21 protein-coding genes and 1 pseudogene are annotated in these 25,244 nt (G+C 71.1%); 13 read left to right on the forward strand and 9 right to left on the reverse strand.

Annotation, left to right across the window (positions count from 1 at the left end; all coding sequences use genetic code 11):
• Nucleotides 1–14 precede the first annotated feature (14 nt).
• From dnaK to QSU92_RS10100, 4 genes are read left to right on the forward strand one after another with little or no spacing between them, the layout of a single operon-like run.
• Nucleotides 15–1,886 (forward strand): molecular chaperone DnaK, encoded by a 1,872-nt coding sequence (gene dnaK, locus QSU92_RS10085; protein WP_289261414.1) that lies wholly within the window; start codon nt 15–17, stop codon nt 1,884–1,886.
• Nucleotides 1,887–1,888: 2 nt separating this feature from the next.
• A complete protein-coding gene (locus tag QSU92_RS10090) occupies nt 1,889–2,518 on the forward strand; it encodes a nucleotide exchange factor GrpE (RefSeq protein ID WP_289261417.1) in 630 nt (209 codons plus the stop codon).
• 12 nt (nt 2,519–2,530) lie between these two features.
• Entirely contained in the window at nt 2,531–3,523 is a 993-nt protein-coding gene (locus QSU92_RS10095) for a DnaJ C-terminal domain-containing protein (protein WP_289261419.1), read from the forward strand.
• Nucleotides 3,524–3,537: 14 nt separating this feature from the next.
• Nucleotides 3,538–3,999, forward strand: coding sequence for a heat shock protein transcriptional repressor HspR (locus tag QSU92_RS10100; RefSeq protein WP_289261421.1), 462 nt, complete (start codon nt 3,538–3,540; stop codon nt 3,997–3,999).
• Here QSU92_RS10100 and QSU92_RS10105 read toward each other — a convergent pair.
• The gene (locus tag QSU92_RS10105) at nt 3,996–5,360 is read right to left on the reverse strand and encodes a DUF2252 domain-containing protein (RefSeq protein ID WP_289261423.1); all 1,365 of its coding nucleotides are present in this window, start codon (nt 5,358–5,360) and stop codon (nt 3,996–3,998) included. The two genes, QSU92_RS10100 and QSU92_RS10105, sit on opposite strands and share 4 nt — an antisense overlap.
• Before the next feature lie 138 nt (nt 5,361–5,498).
• Here QSU92_RS10105 and QSU92_RS10110 point away from each other — a divergent pair, with 138 nt between their 5' ends.
• The 3 genes from QSU92_RS10110 to QSU92_RS10120 all read left to right on the forward strand — a co-directional run bounded on the left by QSU92_RS10110 (nt 5,499) and on the right by QSU92_RS10120 (nt 8,727).
• A complete protein-coding gene (locus QSU92_RS10110; protein WP_289261425.1) occupies nt 5,499–6,215 on the forward strand; it encodes a potassium channel family protein in 717 nt (238 codons plus the stop codon).
• Between the two features lie 22 nt (nt 6,216–6,237).
• Entirely contained in the window at nt 6,238–6,795 is a 558-nt protein-coding gene (locus QSU92_RS10115; RefSeq protein ID WP_289261428.1) for a cysteine hydrolase family protein, read from the forward strand.
• Nucleotides 6,796–7,815: 1,020 nt separating this feature from the next.
• Nucleotides 7,816–8,727: a hypothetical protein gene (locus QSU92_RS10120; protein WP_289261430.1), complete on the forward strand. Its 912-nt coding sequence runs from the start codon at nt 7,816–7,818 to the stop codon at nt 8,725–8,727.
• A gap of 111 nt (nt 8,728–8,838) precedes the next feature.
• Here the strand turns inward: QSU92_RS10120 and QSU92_RS10125 are convergent, their stop codons facing one another.
• Nucleotides 8,839–9,435, reverse strand: coding sequence for a hypothetical protein (locus tag QSU92_RS10125; protein WP_289261432.1), 597 nt, complete (start codon nt 9,433–9,435; stop codon nt 8,839–8,841).
• Nucleotides 9,436–9,590: 155 nt separating this feature from the next.
• On the opposite strand from QSU92_RS10125, the gene QSU92_RS10130 reads away from it, so the two are divergent.
• Nucleotides 9,591–10,808, forward strand: a complete 1,218-nt coding sequence (locus QSU92_RS10130; protein ID WP_289261434.1) for a glycosyltransferase — start codon at nt 9,591–9,593, stop codon at nt 10,806–10,808.
• 10 nt (nt 10,809–10,818) lie between these two features.
• Nucleotides 10,819–12,021: a glycosyltransferase gene (locus QSU92_RS10135; protein ID WP_289261438.1), complete on the forward strand. Its 1,203-nt coding sequence runs from the start codon at nt 10,819–10,821 to the stop codon at nt 12,019–12,021.
• On the opposite strand, the gene QSU92_RS10140 is transcribed toward QSU92_RS10135, so the two are convergent.
• A complete protein-coding gene (locus QSU92_RS10140) occupies nt 12,008–12,451 on the reverse strand; it encodes a hypothetical protein (protein ID WP_289261444.1) in 444 nt (147 codons plus the stop codon). The genes QSU92_RS10135 and QSU92_RS10140 overlap by 14 nt on opposite strands.
• Before the next feature lie 253 nt (nt 12,452–12,704).
• Between QSU92_RS10140 and QSU92_RS10145 the strand changes: the two genes are divergently transcribed.
• Both QSU92_RS10145 and QSU92_RS10150 read left to right on the forward strand, forming a co-directional pair.
• Complete coding sequence (locus QSU92_RS10145; RefSeq protein ID WP_289261446.1) at nt 12,705–13,697, forward strand: GlxA family transcriptional regulator; 993 nt, start codon at nt 12,705–12,707, stop codon at nt 13,695–13,697.
• Nucleotides 13,698–13,806: 109 nt separating this feature from the next.
• Complete coding sequence (locus tag QSU92_RS10150) at nt 13,807–15,411, forward strand: hypothetical protein (RefSeq protein ID WP_289261448.1); 1,605 nt, start codon at nt 13,807–13,809, stop codon at nt 15,409–15,411.
• Between the two features lie 12 nt (nt 15,412–15,423).
• Here the strand turns inward: QSU92_RS10150 and QSU92_RS10155 are convergent, their stop codons facing one another.
• Entirely contained in the window at nt 15,424–16,977 is a 1,554-nt protein-coding gene (locus QSU92_RS10155; RefSeq protein WP_289261452.1) for a M28 family peptidase, read from the reverse strand.
• A 270-nt stretch (nt 16,978–17,247) separates the two neighbouring features.
• Here QSU92_RS10155 and QSU92_RS10160 point away from each other — a divergent pair, with 270 nt between their 5' ends.
• Nucleotides 17,248–19,470 carry an ATP-dependent Clp protease ATP-binding subunit gene (locus tag QSU92_RS10160; protein ID WP_289261454.1) on the forward strand — a complete coding sequence of 741 codons (2,223 nt, stop codon included), beginning with the start codon at nt 17,248–17,250 and terminating at the stop codon, nt 19,468–19,470.
• A gap of 28 nt (nt 19,471–19,498) precedes the next feature.
• Nucleotides 19,499–20,341 (forward strand): UbiA family prenyltransferase, encoded by an 843-nt coding sequence (locus QSU92_RS10165; RefSeq protein ID WP_289261455.1) that lies wholly within the window; start codon nt 19,499–19,501, stop codon nt 20,339–20,341.
• Between the two features lie 19 nt (nt 20,342–20,360).
• Here QSU92_RS10165 and QSU92_RS10170 read toward each other — a convergent pair whose 3' ends face one another.
• From QSU92_RS10170 to QSU92_RS10190, 5 genes and pseudogenes are all read right to left on the reverse strand, one after another.
• Nucleotides 20,361–20,771, reverse strand: a complete 411-nt coding sequence (locus tag QSU92_RS10170) for a DUF2255 family protein (protein ID WP_289261457.1) — start codon at nt 20,769–20,771, stop codon at nt 20,361–20,363.
• A 135-nt stretch (nt 20,772–20,906) separates the two neighbouring features.
• Nucleotides 20,907–22,040: an FAD-dependent oxidoreductase gene (locus tag QSU92_RS10175; RefSeq protein ID WP_289261462.1), complete on the reverse strand. Its 1,134-nt coding sequence runs from the start codon at nt 22,038–22,040 to the stop codon at nt 20,907–20,909.
• Nucleotides 22,033–22,740 carry a methyltransferase domain-containing protein gene (locus QSU92_RS10180; RefSeq protein WP_289261463.1) on the reverse strand — a complete coding sequence of 236 codons (708 nt, stop codon included), beginning with the start codon at nt 22,738–22,740 and terminating at the stop codon, nt 22,033–22,035. The genes QSU92_RS10175 and QSU92_RS10180 overlap by 8 nt, the downstream gene beginning before the upstream one ends.
• Nucleotides 22,737–23,877 (reverse strand): annotated as a pseudogene (locus tag QSU92_RS10185) (type III polyketide synthase). Before QSU92_RS10185 ends, QSU92_RS10180 begins: the two are co-directional and overlap by 4 nt.
• 63 nt (nt 23,878–23,940) lie before the next feature.
• Nucleotides 23,941–25,215, reverse strand: a complete 1,275-nt coding sequence (locus tag QSU92_RS10190; protein WP_289261465.1) for an MFS transporter — start codon at nt 25,213–25,215, stop codon at nt 23,941–23,943.
• Nucleotides 25,216–25,244 lie beyond the last annotated feature (29 nt).

A 25,244-nucleotide genomic window follows, 5' to 3' on the forward strand; every position in this document is an offset into this window, starting at 1 on the left:
AAGGAGAAACACACATGGCACGTGCTGTTGGTATCGACCTCGGAACGACGAACTCCGTCGTCGCGGTGCTGGAGGGCGGCGAGCCCAAGGTCATCGCGAACGCCGAGGGCTTCCGCACCACCCCCTCGGTGGTCGCGTTCACCAAGGACGGCGAGATTCTCGTCGGTGAGACCGCCAAGCGACAGGCGGTCACCAACGTCGACCGCACCGTCTCGAGCGTGAAGCGCCACATGGGCACCGACTGGACCTTCGAGGTCGACGGCAAGAAGTGGACGCCGCAGGAGATCTCGGCCCGCATCCTCCAGAAGCTCAAGCGCGACGCCGAGCAGTACCTGGGCGACACCGTGACCGATGCGGTCATCACGGTGCCGGCGTACTTCAACGACGCCGAGCGTCAGGCCACCAAGGAGGCCGGTGAGATCGCGGGCCTGAACGTCCTGCGCATCATCAACGAGCCCACCGCCGCGGCCCTCGCGTACGGCCTCGACAAGGGCAAGGAGGACGAGCTCATCCTCGTCTTCGACCTCGGTGGCGGTACCTTCGACGTCTCGCTGCTCGAGGTGGGCAAGGACGACGACTTCTCCACCATCCAGGTGCGCTCCACCGCCGGTGACAACCGCCTCGGCGGTGACGACTGGGACCAGCGCCTCGTGGAGTACTTCATCAAGCAGTTCAAGGACACCACCGGCGTCGACGTCTCGGGCGACAAGATCGCGCTCCAGCGCCTGAAGGAGGCTGCGGAGCAGGCGAAGAAGGAGCTGTCATCGTCGACCTCGACGAGCGTCAACCTCCCCTACCTGTCGCTGACCGACTCGGGCCCCGTCTCGCTGTCGGAGACGATCACCCGTGCGAAGTTCGAGGACCTCACGAAGGACCTCCTCGACCGCACCAAGAAGCCCTTCGAGGACGTGATCCGCGAGGCGGGCATCAAGGTCGCCGACATCGCCCACGTCGTGCTCGTCGGTGGCTCGACCCGTATGCCCGCCGTGTCGGAGCTCGTCCAGCGCGAGGCCGGCAAGGAGCCCAACAAGGGCGTGAACCCCGATGAGGTGGTCGCCGTCGGCGCCGCTCTGCAGGCCGGTGTGCTGAAGGGCGAGCGCAAGGACGTCCTGCTCATCGACGTCACCCCGCTGAGCCTCGGCATCGAGACCAAGGGCGGCATCATGACCAAGCTCATCGAGCGCAACACCGCCATCCCGACCAAGCGCAGCGAGACCTTCACGACCGCCGATGACAACCAGCCGTCGGTGGCGATCCAGGTCTTCCAGGGCGAGCGCGAGTTCACCCGCGACAACAAGCCGCTCGGCACGTTCGAGCTCACCGGCATCGCGCCGGCTCCCCGCGGCATCCCGCAGATCGAGGTCACCTTCGACATCGACGCCAACGGCATCGTGCACGTCTCGGCGAAGGACAAGGGCACCGGCAAGGAGCAGTCGATGACGATCACCGGCGGCTCGTCGCTGCCGAAGGACGACATCGAGCGCATGGTGCGCGAGGCCGAGGAGCACGCTGCGGAGGACAAGAAGCGCCGCGAGGCCGCCGAGGTCCGCAACCAGGCCGAGACCCTCGCCTACTCCGTCGACAAGCTCATCAAGGACAACGACGACAAGCTGCCCGCCGACGTCAAGGAGTCGGTCCAGGCCGACGTCGACGCGCTGAAGACCGCGCTCGCCGGTGAGGACGACGACGCGGTGAAGTCGGCGTTCGAGAAGCTGTCGCAGTCGCAGGGCAAGATCGGCGAGGCGATCTACTCGGCGAACCAGGCCGCGCCGCAGGCCGACGGCGCCCCCGCCGGTGGCGAGGGTGCGCCCGCGGACGACCAGCCCTCGAACGATGAGGACGTGGTCGACGCCGAGGTCATCGACGACGAGGAAGACAAGAAGTAACCATGGCCAAGGACAAGGACGACCCCACGGTTCCCGGGCCTGACCCCGAGGACGGTTCGGCGCCCGAGTCGGCAGACGCCTCACCGAACGCGTCGGCGGACGCGGCGAACGCGGAGGACGACGACTTCACCGTCGACGACATCCTCGGCGCCGCCCAGTCCGCCGACGCGGCGGCCGCGGATGACACCGACGCCGTCGCCGACCGCGTCGAGGCTCTGGAATCGCAGCTGCTCACCGATCTGAAGCGCCTGCAGGCGGAGTACGCCAACTATCGCCGCCGCACCGAGGACCAGCGCGAGGTCGAGATCGAGCGTGCCAAGGGCGCGGCCGCCAAGGGCCTCATCCCGGTGCTCGACGACCTCGACCGTGCGGCCAAGCACGGCGATCTCGTGGAGGGCACGCCCTTCGCCGCCATCGCCGACAAGGTGCGGGCTGTCGTCGAGCGCATGGGTGTGGAGGCGTACGGCGCCGCCGGCGAGACGTTCGACCCGCAGCAGCACGAGGCGATCTTCCAGCAGCCGACCCCCGGTGCGACGGAGGCGACGATCCTCGAGGTGGTCGAGACGGGCTACCGGCTCGGCTCGGTCGAGCTGCGTCCCGCCAAGGTCGTCGTCGCGGTTCCGGCAGAGTAGGCCGGAGGCGCCATGGCCAGCCAGGACTGGTTCGAGAAGGACTTCTACAAGGTGCTGGGGGTCTCCAAGGAGGTCTCCGACGCCGATCTGAAGAAGACCTACCGCAAGCTCGCGCGGCAGTACCACCCCGATTCCAAGCCGGGGGATGCCGCGGCCGAGGCGAAGTTCAAAGAGATCAGCGAAGCGTACGCGGTACTCTCCGACCCGGAGCAGCGTGCCGAGTACGACCAGATCCGTGCCATGGGCTCGGGCGCCCGCTTCACCGCGGGCGGCCCGGGCGCCGGCGGGTTCGAAGACGTCTTCAGCGCGTTCGGTCAGGGTCGCGGCGGCGGCCGCTACGAGTCCGCCGACTTCGACGACATCTTCGCGATGTTCAACCAGCAGCAGGGCGGCAGCTTCGGCTCGGGCCGGTTCGGGCAGCCCACCGGCGGCTTCCGCGGGTTCGGCGGTCCGACCCGCGGGGCAGACGTCACGGCCCGCACGACCATCGACTTCGTCACCGCGACGAAGGGCGAGACGATCACCCTCCAGGGCGAGGACGGCAAGCCGTTCAAGGTGAAGATCCCTGCCGGCGTCGCCGACGGGCAGCGCATCCGCCTCCGCGGTCGCGGGCGCCCCTCGCCCGACGGCGGCGAGAACGGTGACATCGTTGTGCAGGTGACCGTGCGCCCCCACCCCGTGTTCACCCGCGAGGGACTGAACCTGCGGGTGGTGGTGCCGGTGACCTTCACCGAAGCCGCTCTCGGCGCCACGATCGAGGTCCCCACGCTCGGTGGAGACCCGGTGAAGCTGCGCGTCGCGCCGGGCACCCCGTCGGGCCGCGTGCTGCGCGTCAAGGGGCGCGGCGTCGCGACCCAGAAGGGGACCGGCGATCTTCTCGCCGAGGTGCAGGTGGTCGTCCCGTCGCACCTGGAGGGTGCGGCGCGCGAAGCGCTCGAGCGCTTCCACGAGGTGGAGCCGAAGGAGAACCCGCGGGCAGACCTCATGGCCAAAGCGCGCGGCTGACACAGGAGGGACGGATGACGGACCACGTCGACATCGACGGTGACGCGCCGATCTTCGCGATCGCCGCGGCAGCGGAGCTGTCGGGCATGCACCCGCAGACGCTGCGTCAGTACGACCGACTCGGTCTCGTCGTCCCCGCCCGCACGCAGGGCGGCTCCCGCCGCTACTCGCTCCGACACGTCGAGCAGCTGCGGGAGGTGGCCCGGCTGTCGGCCGACGGCATGAGCCTGCCGGCGATCGCTCGGCTCATCTCGCTCGAGCAGCGCGTGCACGATCTCACCCGGCGGGTGCGCGATCTCGAGCAGCAGCTCGAGATCGAACGCCAGTCACGCCCCGGAGCGCGGGTCTTCGCCGCGGGAGCGACCGGATCGGTCGTGACCCTCCGACACGGCACGCGCGTGCGCCGCGCCACCGAGCTGGTGGTCTGGCGCCCGCGTCATCCGCTCTCTCCCGGCGCCGAAGACGAGTCGGCCTAGCTTTCCGTCACCTGCGTGATCGACCGGTGGCGCCGGAAGGCCTCCCAGTCCTGGTACGACAGATCGGCGTAGGCGTAGGCCCACTCGACGATGGCGTCCTCGAACCGCGTTCCGCCCCCGACGTAGCCCGCGGCCGTCGCCCCCGTCGGCGATTGCCCGTGGGCGCGCGCCAGCGTCGCCGCGCACGCCATGGCGTACCAGCGGAACGGCTTGTCCTCCATCGCCTCGGCGTCGAAGCCGCCCTTCATGTCGTGGAACTGCCGCACGTAGAAGTCCCGTCGCGCGCCGGACGGCGACCGGCGGATGTGACCGAGGAAGGGGTCGGACACCGCCTGCAGGATGCGCTGCAGCGCGACCACCCGCCCCCCGTTGCCGTAGGTGTCGATGAAAGTGGCGACAGCCTCGGGCTGCGCGACGCACCCGTACTGCACGAGCACGCTCTCGCCGGCCTCCTTCCCCTGGAGGAGGAGCACACCGCCGTCGCCGTCCTGAAGGGCGATCAGCAGACACCGGGTGCCGACGCTGCCGACGCCGACCACGCGAGCGGAGACGTCGGCCATCACGTACTTCTGCAGCAGGACCCGGATGTCGACATTGACCGACAGTCGGTACTCGTCGAAGACCCGCCACGCCCGTTCCTCGTCGGCGGTCGTGAGGTGGGTCATCACGGGGGGATCGTCGAGGAGCGTCACGCGGCCGTGATCGTCGGTCGTCGTCAGCTTCCGCGCAGCCCGCGAACCGGTGCGCTTCTGCGCGGACTGCACCGCGCGCTCGACGACCGTCGCCGTCTCCTGATCGGTCGACCGGTGAGCTCCCAGCGCGTCGAAATGGTCGAAGTACCGCTCGAGCGGCGACCGTTTGGCGGCGGTGCGGAGGCCCCGCTGATAGGTGCGGACGGCCTGCCTCGCGGCATCCTCGATGACGGCGTCCGCCCGAGAGGTCGCGCGGCCGGCGATGACGACGCTGGTGACCAGCCGCTTGAGGTCCCACTCGAAGGGCGCCCAGGCCGACTCGTCGAAGTCGTTGAGGTCGAACACGAGGGTGCGCTGCGGTGAACCGTACAGGCCGAAGTTCGACAGGTGCGCGTCGCCGCAGGAGGCGACGAGGATGTTCGTGCTCGGGCCGCGCGACAGGTCGTCGGCCATGATCGCGGCGCTTCCCCGGTAGAACGCGAACGGGCTCGCCCCCATACGGGCGGTGCGCAGCGGCACCAGCTCCGGCACGCGATCGACGTCTTGCGCGTCGAGGACCGCCATCGGGTCTCGGTCAGTGGTCACGAGCTGGGCGAGCGCGGCACGGGGCGTCCGACCTGGCTCGACCTTGCCCTCCGCCGTGTGAGCCGACAGGCCCGGGGGTGGCATCCATGGATCTCGAGGCACGGCGCCTCCTCTCGCCCGGCCGCATCGCCGCCTGATCAGACGGTACGGGATGGGGTCGCGCGCCGCCAGCATCGGCGTGCGCTCCCGGTCTCGAGCGACCTGCGCCGTTACTGTCGAGCCGTGACGCAAGAGCGGTGGCACCAGCTGACGTACTGGCCGCTGATCATCACGTCGCTGATCTTCATCGTCGTGTACTCCTGGCAGGTGATCGCCGACCTGCAGGGACCGGCCTACGCCGTCGCGCGCGTCGTCATCGCGGTGACGTGGGTCGTCTTCGCCGTCGATTACATCGTCCGGTTGGCCCTGGCGGATCCGCGCGGGAAGTGGTTCCGAGGGCACCTGTTCGACCTCGCCGTCGTGGCGATCCCCGCCCTTCGGCCGCTGCGGCTGCTTCGCGCGCTGACCGTCGTCAAGACGCTGCAGCGCACAGCCGGGTCGGCGATCCGCAACCGGGTGGCGATCTACGGTGCGGGTGCGGCGGCGATCCTCATCTGGATCGCCGCGCTCGCCGTCCTGGAGGCCGAGCGCGGGGCCCCCGGCGCCAACATCGAGAATTTCGGTGACGCCGTCTGGTGGGCCTTCGTCACGATCACCACCGTCGGCTACGGCGACTTCTACCCCGTCACCTGGTGGGGCCGCGTCGTGGCGGTGCTGCTGATGTGCGGTGGTATCGCGGTCGTCGGCGTCGTGACGGCGACGGTGTCGTCGTGGGTGATCGAGCGCGCGGCGGCGACCGTCGGCGACGACACCGAGCCGGCCACGCGAGGGCAGGTGCGCGAGCTCTCCCGGCAGCTGACGGCGGTCAGCGCCAAGCTCGGCGACCCGCCGGCGCGCTGACCCGCGCGCCTAGGCTGAGGCGATGGGCCCGGTTCTCGTCCTCATCGACATCCAGCGCGACTACTTCCCCGGCGGGCGCTTCCCCCTCGTGGATCCCGATGCCGCGGCGGAGCGTGCTGCGGAACTGCTCGTGGCCTTCCGCGCGGCGGGGCTCCCCGTCGTGCACGTGCGACACGAGTCATCCGGTTCGGGAAGCTTCCTCGAGGCCGGGACACCGGGAGCCGAGATCGACCCGCGGGTCGCCCCCGAGGGCGACGAGACGGTCGTCGTGAAGCACCACCCGAATGCGTTCTGGGGAGGGCTGCTCGGCGAGGCGCTCGCCGCCCATGCCGGTGCCCCGCTCGTCGTCGCCGGGATGATGACGAGCATGTGCGTCGACGCCAGCGTTCGCGCGGCATCCGATCTCGGCTGGGAGGTGACGGTCGCCGCCGACGCCTGCGCCGCCCCCGACCTGGCCTTCGGTGGCGTCACCGTCGGCGGAGCCGACGTGCACGCGGCCTTCCTCGCCGCCCTCGCGAGCGCCTACGCCCGGGTCGAGCCGGTCGCCGCGGTGGTCGCCGCGCTGCGCGCCCCCGCCTGATCGGCGCGCGCCGGGGCGCGCGCCCCGCGCCTCCCCCGACCCGCTCGCGACCCGTCGATTTCTGCGGCTGTCGCGCTGATCGGGCCGCACGTTTCGACGGGTCGCGCTCGGGGCCGCGGGTCCGACCCGCGCGCTACGCGCCGGCGCACACCCTGCCCGCGCACGACCGGTCGATTTCTGCGGCTGTCGTGCCGAGCGGGCCGCACCTTTTGACGGGTCGCGCTCGGGGCCGCGGGTCCGACCCGCGCGCTCCGCGCCCGCGCACACCGTGCCCGCGCACGACCGGTCGATTTCTGCGGCTGTCGCGCCGATCGGGCCGCACATTTTGACGGGTCGCGTTCGGGTCGCGGGTCCGACCCGCGCGCTCCGCGCCCGCGCACACCCCGCCCGCGCACGACCGGTCGATTTCTGCGGCTGTCGCGCCGACCGGGCCGCACATTTTGACGGGTCGCGCTCGGGGCCGCGGGTCCGACCCGCGCGCTCCGCGCACACCCCGCCCGCACGCGACCCGTCGATTTCTGCGGCTGTCGCGCCGATCGTGCCGCACGTTTCGACGGGTCGCGTTCGGGGCGCGGGGTCGACCCGCGCGCTACGCGCCGGCGCACACCGTGCCCGCGCGCGACCGGTCGATTTCTGCGGCTGTCGCGCCGATCGGGCCGCACATTTTGACGGGTTGCGTTCGGGTCGCGGGTCCGACCCGCGCGCTCCGCGCCCGCGCACACCCCGCCCGCGCACGACCGGTCGATTTCTGCGGCTGTCGCGCCGATCGGGCCGCACATTTTGACGGGTCGCGCTCGGGGGCGCGGGGCCGACCCGCGCGCTGCGCGCCCCCGCACACCCTCCCCCCGCACGACCGGTCGATTTCTGCGGCCTGTTCGACGGCTCAACCGCAGAACTTGACGGGTCGCGCAACGCCGTCGCGAGCCGGTCGACTCCTGCACAAACGCGCGAATCGGCGGGCTATCCACCGGCGCGGTTGCGACGCGTCATCCGGTATCCAGGTGGCGGGATGCTGGGGCGATGCCGCATCCGAAACCTCTGCCCACAGCTCTTGCCGGCAAACCGTTCGCGGTGGCCGAGGCGCTTCGCGAGGGAGTGTCGCCGGGGCGTCTTCGGGCCCGTGATCTCGATGCTCCGTTCCAGGGTGTACGTAGCCGAGCCGGCGGGGATTCGTCGTTCGTCGGGCGCGTGCGCGCGGTGGCCCCGCGCCTCCGCGACGGCGACGCGGTGAGCCATCTCGCTGCGCTCGCGCTCGTCGGAGCCGACGCGATCGGCGGCCTGTCGACGATGGTCGACGTCTGTTCTCGGGCGCCCCTGACCCGCATGCGGGCCCGCGGCGTGCGGGGGCATCAGATCATCGAGGGCTCCGTCCGCGTCGGCGCCGTGGCCGGCTTACCCGCGGTGCACCCCGTCGATGCCTGGTGTCAGCTCGCCTCCGACCACTCCGTGCGAGAACTCATCATCGTCGGCGATGCGCTGGTTCGCCGCCAGAACCCCATCGCTGACCGGGACGAACTTCGGCGCGCGACCGCGCAGTGGAGCGGTCGCCGCGGCGCGAAGCGGCTGAGGGAGGCCGAAGCGCTGGTGCGCGAGGGGACCGACTCTCCGCGCGAGACGCGGCTGCGCCTCGACGCTGAGGCCTACGGACTGCCGGAACCGGTGGTGAACCACCCCGTCTACGACGAAACCGGGCAGCTCGTCGCGATCCTCGATCTGGCTTACCCGGAGTACCGCGTCGGGCTCGAGTACGACGGCGACCACCACCGCACCGATGACGGGCAGTACTACCGCGACCTCGAGCGGCTCGACGCCCTCGCGCGGCTCGGGTGGCGTGACGTCCGCGTCACGAGAGAGCACCGCGGCATCCGGCTGAGCCTGGCACTGAGCAGAGTGGCCGATGCCCTCCGGGATCGCGGATGGCGGCCCGGGTGACGGCTGCGCGCGACCCGTCAAGAATCGTCGGTCCGCGGCCGGGTGAGCCGCAGGAATCGACGGGTCGTGGCAGCGATCAGGCGGGTGGGCGCGGGGCAGGGGCGGGCCCGGTCAGGCCCGCGGCTCGATGCGCAGCACCTCGGGCGAGTCGCCGACCGTCAGGTCATCGATGACCCGGATGCTGCGGGCCACCTGATCCACGAACGGGATCACCGTCCCCACCCGCTCCCGGTCGGAGCACACCGCCGTCAGCGTGACGAGGTGGGTTCCGGTGTCCCACGTGTAGGTGGCGAATGGCGGTGTGCGAGGCTCGGGCGGCAGCGCCATGACCAGACGCTCGCCGACACCCAGGTGAGGGTTGTGGAACGACTCGGTGTCGTGGTACTCGATCGGCATCATCGCCCGCGCGGTGCGCAGCTGCGGGGTGAGCTCCTGCAGCTGGGCCATCATCACGACGAGCTCGGGGTCGGCCTTCCAGACCCAGATGAGAACACGGCCGTCGGCACGACGCATCAGCAGCGGTGCCGCCTGACTCATCATCCATGCCATCCCGCGGCTTCCCGGGCGCTCCTCGGCGCCCATCGCCCGATTGGCCTGGCCCAGCAGCATCCGGATAGCCGCCTTGCGATGGCGACGCCCGCGGAATCCGAGCGAACCGGTGACGGGAACCCAACGATCGGGGGAGGCATCGGCCTGAAGTCGAGGCATGCCCCCAAGGGTAGGCGCGCGGCCTGCGGAAATCCTCGACGCACGCCCCGCCCGAGCCGCGCTCCCGGGGGGAACGCCCCGCCTCGATTAGAGTGGGACCGCCGTGCGACCCTGCGCGGCGCCATCCTCCGCCGCAGAGAACAGGCACACCTTTCGTGACCACCCCCGCGACGCCCGATGACCCCATACGCTCCGACGCCGTGAAGCGACCGCTCCGGGTGCTCATCGGCTGCGACACCTTCGCTCCCGACATCAACGGCGCCGCCCGGTTCGCCGAGCGCCTCGCCGCCGGCCTCGTGGCCCGCGGCCACGACGTGCACGTGATCGCCCCCAACAGCGCCTACCGGAGAAGCCCCGCCCACACCGAGGTGATCGAGGGCGAGCCGATGACGATGCATCGCCTGCCCTCGGTGCGCTGGCCTCCCCACGACTGGCTGCGCTTCGTCTGGCCGTGGCGGTCGAAGCACTACGCCCGCATGGTGCTCGACGAGGTCAAGCCCGACGTCGTCCACATCCAGTCGCACATCGTGATCGGTCGCGGTCTGTCGCGCGAGGCGCGCAAGCGCGGCATCCCGATCATCGCGACCAACCACGTCATGGCCGAGAACATCCTCGACTTCACCACGCTCCCCGACGCGATGAACAGGGTGGTGCTGAAGCTCGCCTGGGCCGACGCGCGGCGCACGTTCCAGATGACCCGCGCTGTCACGACCCCGACCCGCCGCGCCGCCGACTTCCTCGAGTCGACGATCGAGATCCAGAACGTCATCCCGATCAGCTGCGGCATCGACCGTTCGAACTACGCCCCCGACCTGACACCGCGCGACCGCAACCGCGTGCTCTTCGTCGGTCGCCTCACGAGCGAGAAGCACATCGACGTGCTGCTGAACGCCGTCGCGACGCTCGACCCGGCCCTCGACGTCTCGGTCGACATCGTCGGCGGCGGCGATCAGCGCAAGAACCTCGAGAACCTCACCGCCCAGCTCGGGCTCACCGATCGCGTCACCTTCCACGGTCACGCGTCGGAGGAGGACCTGCGGGCCATCTACTCCCGCGCGAGCGTCTTCGCGATCGCCTCGATCGCCGAGCTGCAATCCATCGCCACGATGGAGGCCATGGCCTCGGGGCTGCCGATCGTCGCGGCGAATGCCGTCGCCCTGCCTCACCTCGTGCGCGACGGCGAGAACGGCTACCTGTTCGAGCCGGGGAACGTCGCCGAGATGGCCGACAAGCTCACGGCCGTCCTGACCGCCACCCCCGAGGAGCGGCAGCGGATGCAGCAGGCCTCGCTCGACGGGGTGGTCGTCCACGACATCGGCCGCACCCTCGACACCTTCGAGGCCCTGTACCGCGGCGAGCCCATCCCGCAGTGAGGCGTTCCGCGTGCACATCGTGATGTTCGGCGACCAGCACGTCGAGTCCTCCGGCGGCGCGCAGGTGTCGATGAGGCTGCAGCGACGCTTCCTCGAGCGCGCCGGGCACATCGTGACCATCGTCCAGCCGCGCCTTCACGCCCGCCGGGTCGACGACCCCGCCTACCTCGACCTGCCGTCGGTGCCGGTCACCCTCGACCGGGAGTACGGGATGACGCTGCCCACGCGGGCGGCCGACCGCGCCGTCGATGCGGGAATGGCCGAGCGCCCGCCGGTCGACGTCGTGCACGTGCAGGGCGATTTCTGGGGGGCGGTCCTCGGTCACCGCTTCGCCGCCCGTCACGCGCTGCCGCTCGTGCACACCATGCACAACAGGGTCGACGTGGGAATCGAGGCGACGACGCCCTTCCCCCGCCTGGCGCTGCGCGCACTCAACACGTGGGCGAGCCGGGCGATCCTTCCGCGCGCGCCGCGGGAACCCGGCACGGACGGGTGGGCCTACCTCCGCCGGTTCGCCGCGCGCGCCGCGGCGGTGACCGCGCCGTCATCCCACTTCGCCCATCGCCTGATGGCCCACCACGTGCGTCCCGGCGGGTCACCGGAGGGCCACGTCGATGTCGTCTGGAACGGCATCGATGACGAGGTGCTGGATGCCGCGGCCGCTGCCGGTCCTCGACAGCCGGTGCCTCCGCAGCCCCGGCTGGTGTGGGTCGGTCGGATGAGCCCCGAGAAACGCCTGCTGCCCTTCCTCGACGCGCTCGCCGACTCCGGCGTCTCCGCCGACGTGACGGTGATCGGCGGCGGAGGTCAGGCCCGCGCGGCGCGGCGGCTCGTGGCGCGCCGACGGCCGGCGGCGCGCGTCACCTTCGCCGGGCGGCTGCCCTACGCCGAGACCCTCCGGCGCCTCGCCGCCGCCGACGCCGTCGTGCAGAGCTCGATCGGCTTCGAGACGCAGGGGATGACGGTGTTCGAGGCCGCGTCGCTGGGCACCCCGGCCATCGTGGCCGACCCCGACATCGCCGACGAGCTCGGCGACGGAGTGTGGCGTGTCGGCGAGGAGCCCGATGGCTTCGCGCAGACACTCCGCGACGCCGTCGCCGACATCGCCGCCGGGCGCGCGCCGCGGCCGCTGCCCGAGACCGCCGAGGCGTTCCGCCAGTCCTCGCGGACTGCGGCGATGGTGGCGGTGTACGAGCGGGTCAGGCGGCGCTGAGGATCAGCGGGTAGAGCACGTTCCAGAGCACCGCGCTCAGCAGGGCGAATCCCCCGGCACCGAGCGCGATCGCGGCCAGGACCGGTGAACGGTCACGCTGGAAGAGGCCGACGAGGCCGAGGACGACGGTGACGAGGGCGACGAAGCCCTCGACGATGCCGAGGATGCCGGTGATCGGACCGAACAGGTCGTAGGTCTGCGACAGCAGGATTCCGACCTGCACGAACAGCTGCAGCACGAGAAGCAGGACGAGGACGGCGGCCGAGATGATGGCGGCCAGTCCCCACGGGTTTCTGCGGCCTCGAGCGCCACCGGGCGCCGGGGCGACGCCGGCGGGGGCATAGCCGGCCGGCGGTGCGAAGGAGGAGGCCGGCGCCGCCGGCTCGACGCCGGGCGTAGGCGTGGGATCAGAAGGAGTGGAGTAGGACACGGCGACCTCGTCTCATCGAGGTTCCGAGTCTATGGTCAGCGCAGTCGCGTGCCGTCGGTCGGCACGCGACGGTACCCGTCACGGCGCACGGCGATCGCGGAAGCGACGATGCCCCACACGGAGGCTGCGGCAAGGAGGATGAGGAGTGACATGGCAGAAAAGCTATGCTTGACGCGATACTGCCAAAAGTGGCAGGATGGACACTGTCCGAATGATTTCTGCCATACCGTGGATGGGTACGGAAGGATCTGCCATGAGAACCGTCGCCTGCATCGTGACCGACGGGTTCGCCCCGTTCGAGTTCGGCGTCGCCTGTGAGGCATTCGGGCTGGATCGCTCGGCCGACGGTGTGCCGAACTTCGACTTCCGCGTGGTGACACCCGACCCGGGCCCCGTCTCATCCAAGCTCGGCTTCTCGATCAACGTCGCCGCCGATCTGGGCTTCGCCGACGAGGCCGATCTCGTGGTGGTCTCGCCCACTCCGCATGAGTACTGGGGCGATCCGGACCCCCGCGTGATCGAAGTGATCCGCCGCGCGGTCGATCGTGGTGCCTGGGTTCTCAGCGTCTGCAGCGGCTCCTTCGTGCTGGGCGCCGCCGGCGTGCTCGATGGACGACGCGCGACGACCCACTGGATGTACGCAGCGACGATGGCCGAGATGTTCCCCGCCGTCGAGGTCGACCCCGACGTGCTGTACGTCCAGGACGGCCGCATCATCACCAGCGCCGGCACCGCCGCCGGAATCGACGCGTGCCTGCACCTGCTCCGCCAGGAGCTCGGCGCGGAGCTGACCAACAAGATCGCCCGGCGCATGGTCGTTCCTCCCCAGCGCGACGGCGGTCAGGCGCAGTTCATCGACAAGCCGTTGCCGGTGTCGACGTCGCAGTCGCTCGCGCCGGTCACCGACTGGATGCTCGACAATCTGCGCAGCGACCTCACCGTCGAGCAGCTGGCCGCGAAGGCGCACATGTCGCCACGCACGTTCGCCCGGCGATTCAAGGCCGACCACGGCGCGACTCCTGCCGCGTGGCTTGCTCGCCAGCGTCTCATCCACGCGCAGCGGCTGCTGGAGACCACCGACCTCGGCCTCGATCGCATCGCCTGGGAGAGCGGCTTCGGATCGGCCGCGGTCCTGCGGCAGAATTTCGCCCGCACTCTGGGGATCACTCCGACCGCGTACCGCGACCGGTTCTGCTGCGTGCGGGAGGGCTCCACCGCGGCATCCGTCCTCGAACCCGCCCTCTGAAGAGTTTTCCCGGACGAAACGTTCGGACGCTAGGCTCCCGCCGAAACCGACCGGCCCGCGCCCGGGGCCATCGTTCGGTCACATCGAGTTCGCCGGGGGGGATGGCGACATGGGGACACCGTATGCGGTCGCGATCGACCTGCGCGACGAATCGACGTCCGTGGCGATCGCCGAACGGCTGCCGGACGGCGCGCTCGCTGTGCGCCCGGTCCTCGAAGGGTCCGACGGCGGCATACCGACGACGGTGTTCCTGGGGGACGACGACGTGGTCTTCGGTGAGGCGGCGCTCGAACTCGGCCTCGCCGAGCCGGATCGCCTGATCGACGGTTTCGTGTCCCGCGTGGCAGAGGCCGGCGCGTTCTTCGAGGTGCACGGCGAGCGGGTCACACCGCCGCAGTTGGTCGCGTGGGTCGTCGACGACGTCGTCCACCGGGTGACGGGACTGATGGGAGAGGCTCCGGCGAGCATCGGAGTGCTCGTGCCCGACGCGTGGAGCGATGCGCGCCTGGCCGCCGTGGAGGAGGAGCTGCGCGCCGACGGCCACCGCGCCGAGTTCCTCGACAGACTCGATTCCACCGCTCTCGCCTTCGCCCGCAGCGCGCCGTACTTCGGCAGCCGGATGATCGTGTCGAGTGTCGCGGATGACACATCAGTGGAATCTGCGGTGCTGCGCATCGGCGGCGACGGGGTCGTGAATCGGTTGGCCGATCCGGTCACGATCGAGCTGGATGCGGGCCTCGACCACCGGCAGGATGCCGCGGACGTGCGGCAGGCGATCCTCGACGCCCTTGCTGCGGCCGGCCGGGCCCTCGAGGATATGCACGCCGTCATCGTCAGCGGCGAACCCGCCGTCGTCGAGCCGATCGCGCCGACGATCGCCTCGCAGCTCGGGAGACCCCTTGAAGCGCTCGCCGACGTCGGTGCCTTCGCGGCGGTCGGTGCGGCGTGGGACCTCTCGGCGGAGCTCGCGCCCGTTGCGCCGCTGACCGCGGTGCTGCCCTCCGCCGGGGCGACGGCCGCATCCGCCGGCAGTGCGTCGCCCGCCGTCTCCACGACGGCGATCTCGTCGCCGACCGACCCGGCTGCGGGTTCCCGCCCCGCGCGCTCGAGGCGATGGATCGCCGTGTCCGCGGCGGTGGTCGCGATGGTCGCGGTCGTGGGTGGGGCCTCGGCCCTCGCCCTGGGAGTCGGCGGCACGCCCGAGGTAGACCAGGAGGTTCCTGCAGTGGTCGCGCCGACTCGTTCCCCCTCGGAACGCGAGGTTCCCGCCTCCCCGACCCCCGGTCCCACGTCTCCGGCATCGGTGACGCCCGTGCCTTCCCCCACGAGTGAGATTGTCGTCGACGGGCCGACCGAGGCAAGCGACCGGCGCACGTCCGCCCGCCCGACCCCCACGAGGTCGACCCCTGTCGCATCGACGCCGCCGAGGGCGACGTCTCCGACGCCGACGTCGCCCTCGGCCACCTCGCCCGCGACCACGCCGTCGCCGTCGGTCACGGCGTCGCCGCCGGTCACGCCCTCCCCGGAACCGAGTGAGTCATCCCCGACGCCGGATCCCCCGCCCGCCTCGCCGACGCCGAGTCCGTCCGAACCGGAGGAGCCGGGGGAGCCCGGAGTGCCCGGGGAGCCGGGGGAGCCAGGTGAGCCGGAGAACCCGACGGAACCCTTCGTCCCGGATCCGGGCAACGAGGTACCGCCGGGGACTACTCCCTGACCCCCCGAGGCGTCAGCGCGCCGCCGCCTCGGTGTGATGCCCGTGGTCGTGCAGGAACCCGCCACCGGGGGTCGACGGACCGTCCGTCGCCCCCTGAGATCCGTCTCCGCCACCGGTGAGGATCGACGTGTCGAAGGCGAACGTGATGATCGCCGACGCCAGAGCATCGGAGTTGACGTCGAGCGCCGTGCGGTTGACATTGCCGGTGAGGCGCTGCTTCACCGAGCGAGCGAGATCTTTGTAGAGCACCTCGTCTTGGCCCTCACCGGTGAGGTTGTCGCACAGCTGGTGATAGCAGGGGTCGTACGCGACGCCGGCGAGACCGCCGAAGCGAGCGGCCTCCTCCTCGGTCTTGATCCCTTCGGCGCCCGTGAACAGGCCGCCCGCCGGAATGCCGACGGCGATGAAGGGCCCGTAGTCGGAGCGTCCGGAGAACTCGGTGTCCTGGAAGGGCACGCCCTGGGAGGTGTAGAACTGCTCGAACACGTCCTCGATCTCCGCCGACCCGGCGGGGATGAAGCCCTCCGGCGCGGTACCGCTGGAGTTGTCGCCGTCGTAGACGCCGTAGACGTGGTTCGGCGAGCCGATCATGTCGAAGTTCAGGTACAGAGCGATGTCGTCGATCTGTTCCGGCGTGAGATTCGACACGTAGTGGTCGGCTCCGAGGAGACCCTCCTCCTCCGCGCCCCACCACGCGAAGCGCACGGTGTTCGTGGGCTCCACGCGCTGCATCTGGATCGCGGTCTCGAGGAGCGCTGCGCTGCCCGACCCGTTGTCGTTGATTCCCGCGCCCGCCTGAACGCTGTCGAGGTGCGCGCCCGCCATGACGACGTTCGCGTCATCTCCGGTGTTCGTCTCCGCGAAGACGTTGTAGGTGGCGCGTTCCTCGGAGAAGTAGTCCACCGTCACGGTGACGCTCGCGCCGGGGGTGGCGGCGAGGTCCTCGCCGACCGTGGACGATGTGAACACGGCCGGGATGGTCAGCCCTGTGGCATCCCCGCTCATCTGCACGAGGCCGGGGCGACCGTCGTTCGTGACGATCACCGCGGAGGCTCCCGCGGCCTGCGCATTCAGGGCCTTCACGACGAAGTCGCACGTGCCGCGCTGGACCAGTGCCACGCCGCCGGCGGGGAAGCCGGCGAAGTCGTCGGCTTCGCACCCGCTCGTGCTCGTGCCGTCCGCCGGGAAGGGTGTGACCAGATCGACGGGCACGAGCGCGCCCGTGGCGGTTCCCTCCGGCGCGCTGGGGTCGAAGCCGTTGCGGAGGAAGTCCTGCCCGTCGACCCACGTCACGGCCGGGTCCTCGCGGCTGAGCGCGCTGTTCTCCTCGGTGTAGGTGAAGGGGAACTCCTGGACCTCGGGCGAGTAGCCGGCGCGCGTGAGCTCCTCGACGATGTAGTCCACCGATGCGTCGTAGCCCGGCAGGCCCGACGCACGGTTGCCGTCGTTGGCGTCGGCGATCTTCTGGAACTGCTTCAGGTGGTTCATCACCTGGCTGATCTTGACGGCCTTGACGATCTTCTCGGGTGTGTCGGCGACCGGTACCGCGTAGGCCGGTGCGGCCATTCCCATCGTGGTGATGACGGCGGCCGCGGCGGTGACCGCCGCGACCCTGCGCTTCGTGAGCGACAGGGCTCTCCCTTCGGATGCCGGCGACCTCGTCGACGCCGACCCTCCCGACCGTAGTGACGCGGGAGCGGGCGGGGAAGGGAAATCTGCGGAGATGAGAGGGGTCTCATCCGACGGTGCCATTGCCGCAGCGCCGAGGCGCTGCTAAACTTGAGCCATACCGACTCAGGTTTTTCCTCTTGAGTCCCTCAGTCTTCAGGAGAACCCATGCAAGCCACGCAGATGCCCGGGCAAGAGGAGCAGCAGAGCGCCCTCGAGCAGTTCGGGATCAATCTCACCGACCGTGCCCGGCAGGGCAAGCTCGACCCCGTCATCGGGCGCGACAGCGAGATCCGCCGGGTCAGCCAGGTGCTCACCCGCCGCACCAAGAACAACCCGGTGCTGATCGGCGAGCCCGGCGTCGGCAAGACCGCCGTCGTCGAGGGTCTCGCCCAGCGGATCGTCGCCGGCGACGTCGCGGAGTCGCTCAAGGACAAGGAGCTCGTCACCCTCGACATCTCCGCGCTCGTCGCGGGCGCGATGTACCGCGGTCAGTTCGAGGAGCGTCTGAAGAGCGTCCTGAAGGAGATCACCGAATCCGACGGCAAGATCATCACCTTCATCGACGAGCTGCACGTGCTGATGGGCGCCGGCGGCGGTGAGGGGTCGGTCGCGGCATCCAACATGCTCAAGCCCATGCTCGCCCGCGGCGAGCTGCGGCTCATCGGTGCGACGACGCTGAACGAGTATCGCGAGTTCATCGAGAAGGATGCCGCGCTCGAGCGTCGCTTCCAGCAGGTCTACGTCGGCGAGCCGTCGGTCGAAGACACCGTGGCGATCCTGCGCGGACTCAAAGAGCGGTACGAGGCGCACCACAAGGTCGCGATCTCCGACGGGGCGCTCGTCGCCGCGGCATCCCTGTCCCATCGCTACATCCCGAGCCGCCAGCTGCCCGACAAGGCCATCGACCTCATCGACGAAGCGGCGTCGCGGCTGCGGATGGAGATCGACTCGGCGCCGCTCGAGATCGACGAGCTGCGCAGGCACGTCGACCGGCTGAAGCTCGAGGAGCTGGCGCTGAAGAAGGAGAAGGATGACGCCTCGCGCGAGCGTCTCGCGGCGCTGCGCGAGAGCCTCGCAGGGGAGCAGGCCAAGCTCGACGAGCTGCAGGCGCGCTGGGAGCGCGAGCGGTCGTCGCTGAACCGGGTCGGCGACCTGAAGACCCGACTGGATGCCGCCCGCATCGAGGCCGAGCGCGCGCAGCGCGAGGGCAACCTCGAGAAGGCCTCGCGGATCCTCTACGCCGAGATCCCGCGGCTCGAGCGCGACCTCGTCGAGGCCGAGCGCGAGGAGCCGGCCGGCGACCGGATGGTGAACGACCAGGTCACCGAGGAGGACATCGCCGCGGTGATCGCCGCCTGGACGGGGATCCCGGTCGGGCGCCTCATGCAGGGTGAGACCGAGCGGCTGCTGCACCTGGAGAAGGAGCTCGGCAAGCGTCTCATCGGCCAGCGCGACGCGGTGCGCGCGGTCTCGGACGCGGTCCGGCGCTCGCGCGCGGGCATCAGCGACCCGAACCGGCCGACGGGGTCGTTCTTGTTCTTGGGGCCCACCGGTGTCGGCAAGACGGAGCTGGCCAAGGCGCTGGCGGAGTTCCTCTTCGACGACGAGCACGCCATGGTGCGCATCGACATGTCGGAGTACGGCGAGAAGCACACGGTGTCGCGGCTCGTCGGCGCTCCTCCCGGGTACATCGGCTACGAGCAGGGCGGACAGCTGACCGAGGCGGTGCGTCGCCGGCCGTACTCGGTCGTGCTGCTCGACGAGGTCGAGAAGGCGCACCCCGAGGTGTTCGACGTGCTGCTGCAGGTGATGGATGACGGGCGCCTGACCGATGGGCAGGGGCGCACGGTCGACTTCAAGAACGTGATCCTCATCCTGACCTCGAACCTCGGGTCGCCGATCCTCATCGACCCGACGCTGTCGACCGAGGTCAAGCGCGAGCAGGTGCAGGCGCTCGTCCGGCAGGCGTTCAAGCCCGAGTTCATCAACCGCCTCGACGACATCGTCATCTTCCAGGCGCTCACCGAGGACGATCTCGCCCAGATCGTCGAACTCGCCGTCGACGCGCTGCAGCGGAGGCTGAAGGACCGGCGTCTGACCCTCGCCGTCACCCCCGATGCCCGAGCCTGGCTCGCCGAGCGCGGGTACGACCCGGTGTTCGGGGCGCGGCCGCTGCGCCGGCTCATCCAGTCCGAGATCCAGGACCGCCTCGCGATGGCGATCCTCTCGGGCGGGGTGCGCGACGGCGATCTCGTGCGGGTCGATGTCGCGGCCGACGGATCGTCGCTGGTGCTCACGAGCGACGGTCCGGCGAACGTGCCCGGCGGCGCCGGTGCAGCGGACGGGGCGGACGACGACGAGGTGATCGAGGCGATCCTCGAGGACTGACCGCCCCGCGGTCGGCTAGCGTCGGATGATGCGGATCGTCCGGGCGCTGTGGGGGTCGTCCCATCCCGGACCGACCCTCGTCGTCACCACGCTGTCGGCGGGCCTCGGCATCGCCGCGGGGCTGGACGCCTGGCGCATCGCGGTGCTCGCCGCCGCCGTGTTCTTCGGCCAGCTGTCGATCGGCATCTCCAACGACGCGATCGACGCCGACCGCGACCGTGCGGTCGGCCGCAACGACAAGCCGATCGCGCGCGGAGACATCAGCGGCCGGGTCGCGTGGATCGGTGCCGTCGGGTGCGTCATCGTGGCGTTGGCGTTCTCGGCACCGCTCGGGTGGGGCGTGCTCATCGGCAACAGCGTCGTCATCCTGTCGGGGTGGGTCTACAACCGGCCCCTGAAGTCGACCCCGCTGTCGATCGTGCCGTTTCTCGTCGCTTTCGGGTCACTTCCGTCGCTGGCGACCCTCGCCGCGTCGCCGCCGACCCTGGCGCCGGCGTGGGCGACGGTCGCCGGTGCGGCGCTCGGCGCCTCGGTGCATCTGACGAACGTGCTGCCCGACCTCGACGCCGACCGTGAGACAGGAGTGCGGGGGCTGCCGCACCGGCTCGGGGCTCGCGCGTCGACGGTGCTCGCGGCGCTCGGCGTCGTCGCCGGTGCGCTCGCAGTGCTGCTCGGTCCGGTCGCCGGCGATGTCTCCCGGGTCGCGGTGGTGTCGTGGGTGCTGTTCGCGGCCGTGATCGCGCTGGCGGTCGTGACGGTCGTGCTGACCGTGAATCGCGCGCCCGGGCGGACGCTGTTCCGGCTGGTGATGCTGTCGGCGCTCCTCCTGGCGGCCCAGCTCATCCTGTCGGGCGGAGCGCTCCGGGTCTGAGGTGCGCGGGGGCCTGGAGTCAGGCGGCGACGACGCGGAACGTGCAGGCGCGGGCGCGCGGGGTGATCGTCTCCTCGACCGAGGAGGGTTCATCGGCGTACTTGGTCCAGAGCGCCTCGTCGATGCGGTCGTTGATCGGGTTGTCGGCGGGGACGGGCTCGAGGGCGACGCGCTCGCGGGGAAGATCGAGGGCCACTGCCTTGTCGCGTTCCGCGACGGCGCCGTCCGCCATCGCGAATGCGACGTCGCGACCCGCCATGACATGGCGGTACCACCACGCCTTCTCGCCGTAGGCCGAGCGCACGTAGGGGACGCCGTCGATCACGACGGCCCAGATCGGGGTGGCGGTGGGCGACCCGTCCTGGCGGCGGGTGATGATGGCGACGACGCGGGTGGCGTCGAGGTGGTTCACGACATCGAGGAAGGTCACGCGTCAACGCTACGCGTCGAGGGCCCCGCGCCGCCACGGCCTCAACTCCTGCAGAATCGCGTCTCTCGGTCTCAGAACCCCTTCTGAGCGGGGTGGGAGCCCCGGGTTGCAGGAGTTAGGGACACAGCAAGACCTTCACGCATCGCGGTCGAGGCCCATCGCGTACGCGTGGGCGAAGGCCCGCGCGCCTGGTCCGGCGAGGAGCGCGCGCAGTGCGACTCGTCGCGTCGCGTCCGCCGCCGCGCCGCGCGGCCGCCCGAGCCCGGTGTTCAGTGACGCCAGCATCGCCGCGCGCCGTGCCGAGGCGACCCGCCGCCGCTCCCAACGCTCGAGCTCGGCGTCGGGCGCCTCGCCGTTGCGCACCCACGCCGCCACGAGCGGGGCGAGTGTCGCGGCATCCAGCAGCCCGAGGTTCATCCCCTGCCCGCCGATGGGGCTGACCTCGTGCGCGGCGTCGCCGATCACGACGACCCTCCCGCGGCGCAGGCGCGGGGCGACGGCCCGTCGCACCCGGAAGGACGTCGCCCCGTCGATCGAGACCGCAGCGTCCGCCCTGCCGCGGTCGGCGACGGCCGCGCGCAGCCGAGCAGTCCGGGCGGCGGGGTCGTCATCCTCCGGGGACGGATCCCAGGCGACGAAACGGCGCACGCCGCCCGGCATCGGGAACGACTCCAGCACACCCCCGCGGTCGAGGTGAACCTCCGCCACGGGTCGACCGCCGGCGGGGGCATCGGCCATGAGATACCGGTCGGCGTATTCGCGCACGGCGACGGCGCCCGGGCGGTAGACGAGCTCGCGTGCCCCCGCACCCGAGGCCACGATAACCACCGCCGCGCGCATCTCGCCGGGCTCCCCCGCCCGTTCGACGTCGATCCGAACCGCACCGCGCTCGGCCACGATCCCTCGGACCGTGACCCCGCGCTCGACCTCGGGCGCGCCATCCGTCAGCACGCGTTCGGTCGCGGCCTGGGGCAGCGTCGCGACGAACGGGAACCGGCGCGACAGCCGATCGAATCGCACGACCCCCAGCACCCGGCCGCCTGCGCGCGCCTCCCCCCGATCCACCCGCAGCGCCTCGGCGAGCAGGCTCTCGGTGTATCCCCCCGGTTCGAGCGCCGCGAGCGACGGCGAATGGATCCCGATCGCACGGGACCCAGGCCCCGCGATCGGCCGGCGCTCGATCACGGTGACGTCGCGGCCGAGGCGCCGCAGCTCGGCGGCGGCCAGAAGCCCGACGGGCCCGGCGCCGACGACGACGACCTCAGGCACGGCGGCCCCCCGCCACGGCCAGCACCCGGAACGGCGCGGGCCGTTCGACCCGCCACCCCGTCCCGAGGGCGGTCGCAAGCTCAGGGCCGGTATACGAGCGACGGATGCTGCGGAGCCCGTCCGTCCGCAGAAACGACCCCGGGGCGAGCGGCGTGATCCCCACGGCATAGAGGCCGTACGCCAGGCGCCCGCGGGCGATGTCGCCGTGCAGCACGAGCCCGCGCGACCCGCCCTCGACCAGGGCGAGCGAGTCGTCGCGGAACGCGGCGAACGCCGCCTGGTCGAGGTGGTGCAGCACGTGGTTCGAGATCACCACGTCGAACCGCTCGCCGGCCGCGCGGAGCGCCGCCGAGTCCGTCGCCTCGAACCGTATGCCGAGACCGGCATACCGCCGGGCGACGGCCAGGGCCCGTTCATCGGGGTCGACACCCACCCACTCGGCCACCAGGCCCTCGCGGCGCGCCAGCGCGGCGAGCCGGGCGATGACGTCGCCGCCGCCGCATCCCAGATCCAGCACCCGGGCGGGCCGCCCGAGCCCGCGCAGATACGGCGCCACGCGCGACCGGTAGACCGCGCCCCATCCCGACACCAGCCGGTTGACCACCGAGAACCGGCGGAGCGTGGTGTGCAGGCGGGTCAGGTCGCAGGCGGGGTCGTCCATGAGCTCGCGCAGCTGGGTGTCGCGCACGGCGAGGGTCACGCGCGCCCGCCGGTGCGCGCGGTCAGGAGAGCCGCCTCGACCGTCAGTCCCGGGCCGAAGGCCAGCGCGGCCACGCGCTCACCCTCGTCGAGGCCACCGCGCAGCATCTGCTGCAGGATGAACAGGATCGTCGCGCTCGACATGTTCCCGTAGTCACGAAGCACCGCCCGTGACGCGTCGAGCGCAGTGTCGGAGAGCTCCAGTCCCTGCTCGACCCGGTCGAGCACACTCCGACCGCCCGGGTGCACGGCCCACGTCGCCGGGCGCTCGTCGCCGAGGAATCCGCCGACCGCGTCCCGGATCTCGCGGCCGATGATGCGGGGGACTTCGGCCGACAGGGTCATGAGGAAGCCCTCGTCGCCGATCGTCCAGACCATGTCGGACTCACCCTCGCTCGTCAGCGTCGTGGCGAAGCGGTCGAGCTCGAGCGTCGTGCCGGGCACGCCGGCGGCCAGATCGTCGCGCGCTGTCACGACCGCCGCGGCGGCGCCATCGGCGAACACCGAGGCGGCCACGATCTGCTGGGGGTCATCCGAGGCGCGGATGTGGAGCGAGCAGAGCTCGGTGCAGACGACGAGCACGACCGCCTCGGGCTGGGCCGCGCATATCCGCGCGGCCGCGCGCAGCCCCGGAAGCGCCGCCGCGCAGCCGATGAACCCCAGGTGATACCGCTCGACCGTCGTGCTCAGATCCAGATCGCGGACGAGCCGGTAGTCCGGACCCGGGGCGAAGAACCCCGTGCACGAGACGGTCACGACGTGGGAGACATCGGATGCCGCGACGCGCCCGTCCGCCAGTGCGTCGCGAGCAGGCTCGCGCCGAGAGCTCCGGCGCGAGCGCCGTGTAGGCGGCGTTTCGATCGCCCGTCGAGGGCCGGTTGAGGTCGCCCTCGGCGCCGATGAACCCGCCGCCGGGCGCGGCCTGCGCGGCATCCGTGCCGTCGACGCCGCGAAGACGGCCGAACTCGTGCAGGACGGTGTGCCGGCGATCGATCGCCGCGGCGTCGAACGCCGCTCCGATCAGCCGACCGGTGAGCCGGTCGACGCCGGGCTGCCGGGTGAAGAAGTCGCGCACATCGCTCTGGGCGAGCGCGGTGGCGGGAACCGCTGTGCCGATCGAGAGGATGCGTGCGACCATGCTCACACTCAACCACGCCCGGCACCGGGTCGGGCCGGGGCTTGCGTCCCGCGGGAGCGGCGCCTACGCGTCCGCGTGCGCGTCGGGGAGCTCCCGCATCCCCCAGAACGGGCCGATCACCACGAACAGGCACGACAGCAGCTCGCCGGCTGCGGCGATCCACAGGGTCGGCACCGTGCCGATCCAGGTGCCGAGGGCGCCGGCGACCAGGGCGGCGACGGGCATCACGCCCCACACGACGAAGCGGATCGACGCGTTCATCCGCCCGAGGAGGCGTGCGGGGGTGATGCGCTGCCGGAACGTGACCTGCGTGATGTTGTACAGCAGCACCGAGAAGCTGAGCCCGAAGAACTGGATGACCAGCAGCGGGAAGGCGAGCTCCGGCACGAGCGAGATCGCCGGCAGGAAGAAGGGCACCAGGCAGAAGATGATCGCGCTGATCGGGATGGCGCGGGCCTCGCCGATCCGCTTGACGATGTGCGGTGTCGCGATGGCGCCGAGGAGGCCGCCGACGGCGGAGAGGGAGAACACGACGCCGAGCATCTCGGGGGAGAGTCCGAGCTCGCGCAGCACGAAGATCGGCAGCAGCGTCGTGGCGATCGTGCCGAAGAAGTTCGCGGTGCCGGTCGTGCAGACGATGCGGCGCAGCAGCGGGTTGCCGAACACCCAGCCGAGCCCCTCGCCGATCTCGCGGTGCAGCGGACGGCGGCTCTCTCGCTCGTGGGGCGGTTCGTGGTCGCGTGTGAACAGCAGCGCGACGAAGGAGGCGAGGTAGGTGGCCACCGTGGCGAGGATGGCGACGGGAGCGGCGAGGACGCCCACGAGCCATCCGCCCACCGCCGGCCCCGCGAGACCCGCGACCTGGTGGGTCGCCTCGAGCTTGCCGTTGGCCTCGGCGATCTGACCGGGCCCCACGAGCGAGGGGATGAGGCTCTGATACGACACGTCGAAGAAGACCGTGGCGACACCCATCACGAGCGCGACGGCGATGAGGTGCCAGATCTCCAGGATCCCGGCGAACCAGAGCAGCGGCAGCGAACCGAGCGCGAGCGCCCGGACGAGGTCGGCCCAGATCATGACGTGGCGCTTGCGCATCCGATCGATCCAGGCACCGGCGGGCAGGCCCACGATGAGGAACGCGGCGACGTTGGCGGCGTTCAGGACGCCCACCTCCCACTCGGTCGCCTGGAGGAGGATGACGGCGAGCACCGGGATCGCGAGCTCGGTGATCTGCGAGCCGAACTGGCTGAACGCCTGCCCCGTCCACATCGTGAGGAAGTTGCGGTCGCGCCAGAGAGACCCTTTCGGTGCGGCGTCGGCAGCGACTGATTGAGACATGTCGATCAGTGTGGTGCGCTGATTGAGAG

Source organism: Microbacterium sp. ET2, assembly GCF_030347395.1.
Taxonomy (GTDB): Bacteria; Actinomycetota; Actinomycetes; order Actinomycetales; family Microbacteriaceae; genus Microbacterium; species Microbacterium albipurpureum.

Excerpts from the sequence above, each read along its gene's own strand:
- dnaK (WP_289261414.1), top strand. The coding sequence starts at position 15 with ATGGCACGTGCTGTTGGTATCGACCTCGGAACGACGAACTCCGTCGTC.
- QSU92_RS10090 (WP_289261417.1), top strand. The coding sequence starts at position 1,889 with ATGGCCAAGGACAAGGACGACCCCACGGTTCCCGGGCCTGACCCCGAG.
- QSU92_RS10095 (WP_289261419.1), top strand. The coding sequence starts at position 2,531 with ATGGCCAGCCAGGACTGGTTCGAGAAGGACTTCTACAAGGTGCTGGGG.
- QSU92_RS10100 (WP_289261421.1), top strand. The coding sequence starts at position 3,538 with ATGACGGACCACGTCGACATCGACGGTGACGCGCCGATCTTCGCGATC.
- QSU92_RS10105 (WP_289261423.1), bottom strand. The coding sequence starts at position 5,360 with ATGCCACCCCCGGGCCTGTCGGCTCACACGGCGGAGGGCAAGGTCGAG.
- QSU92_RS10115 (WP_289261428.1), top strand. The coding sequence starts at position 6,238 with ATGGGCCCGGTTCTCGTCCTCATCGACATCCAGCGCGACTACTTCCCC.
- QSU92_RS10120 (WP_289261430.1), top strand. The coding sequence starts at position 7,816 with ATGCCGCATCCGAAACCTCTGCCCACAGCTCTTGCCGGCAAACCGTTC.
- QSU92_RS10125 (WP_289261432.1), bottom strand. The coding sequence starts at position 9,435 with ATGCCTCGACTTCAGGCCGATGCCTCCCCCGATCGTTGGGTTCCCGTC.
- QSU92_RS10145 (WP_289261446.1), top strand. The coding sequence starts at position 12,705 with ATGAGAACCGTCGCCTGCATCGTGACCGACGGGTTCGCCCCGTTCGAG.
- QSU92_RS10150 (WP_289261448.1), top strand. The coding sequence starts at position 13,807 with ATGGGGACACCGTATGCGGTCGCGATCGACCTGCGCGACGAATCGACG.
- QSU92_RS10155 (WP_289261452.1), bottom strand. The coding sequence starts at position 16,977 with ATGGCCGCACCGGCCTACGCGGTACCGGTCGCCGACACACCCGAGAAG.
- QSU92_RS10160 (WP_289261454.1), top strand. The coding sequence starts at position 17,248 with ATGCAAGCCACGCAGATGCCCGGGCAAGAGGAGCAGCAGAGCGCCCTC.
- QSU92_RS10165 (WP_289261455.1), top strand. The coding sequence starts at position 19,499 with ATGCGGATCGTCCGGGCGCTGTGGGGGTCGTCCCATCCCGGACCGACC.
- QSU92_RS10190 (WP_289261465.1), bottom strand. The coding sequence starts at position 25,215 with ATGTCTCAATCAGTCGCTGCCGACGCCGCACCGAAAGGGTCTCTCTGG.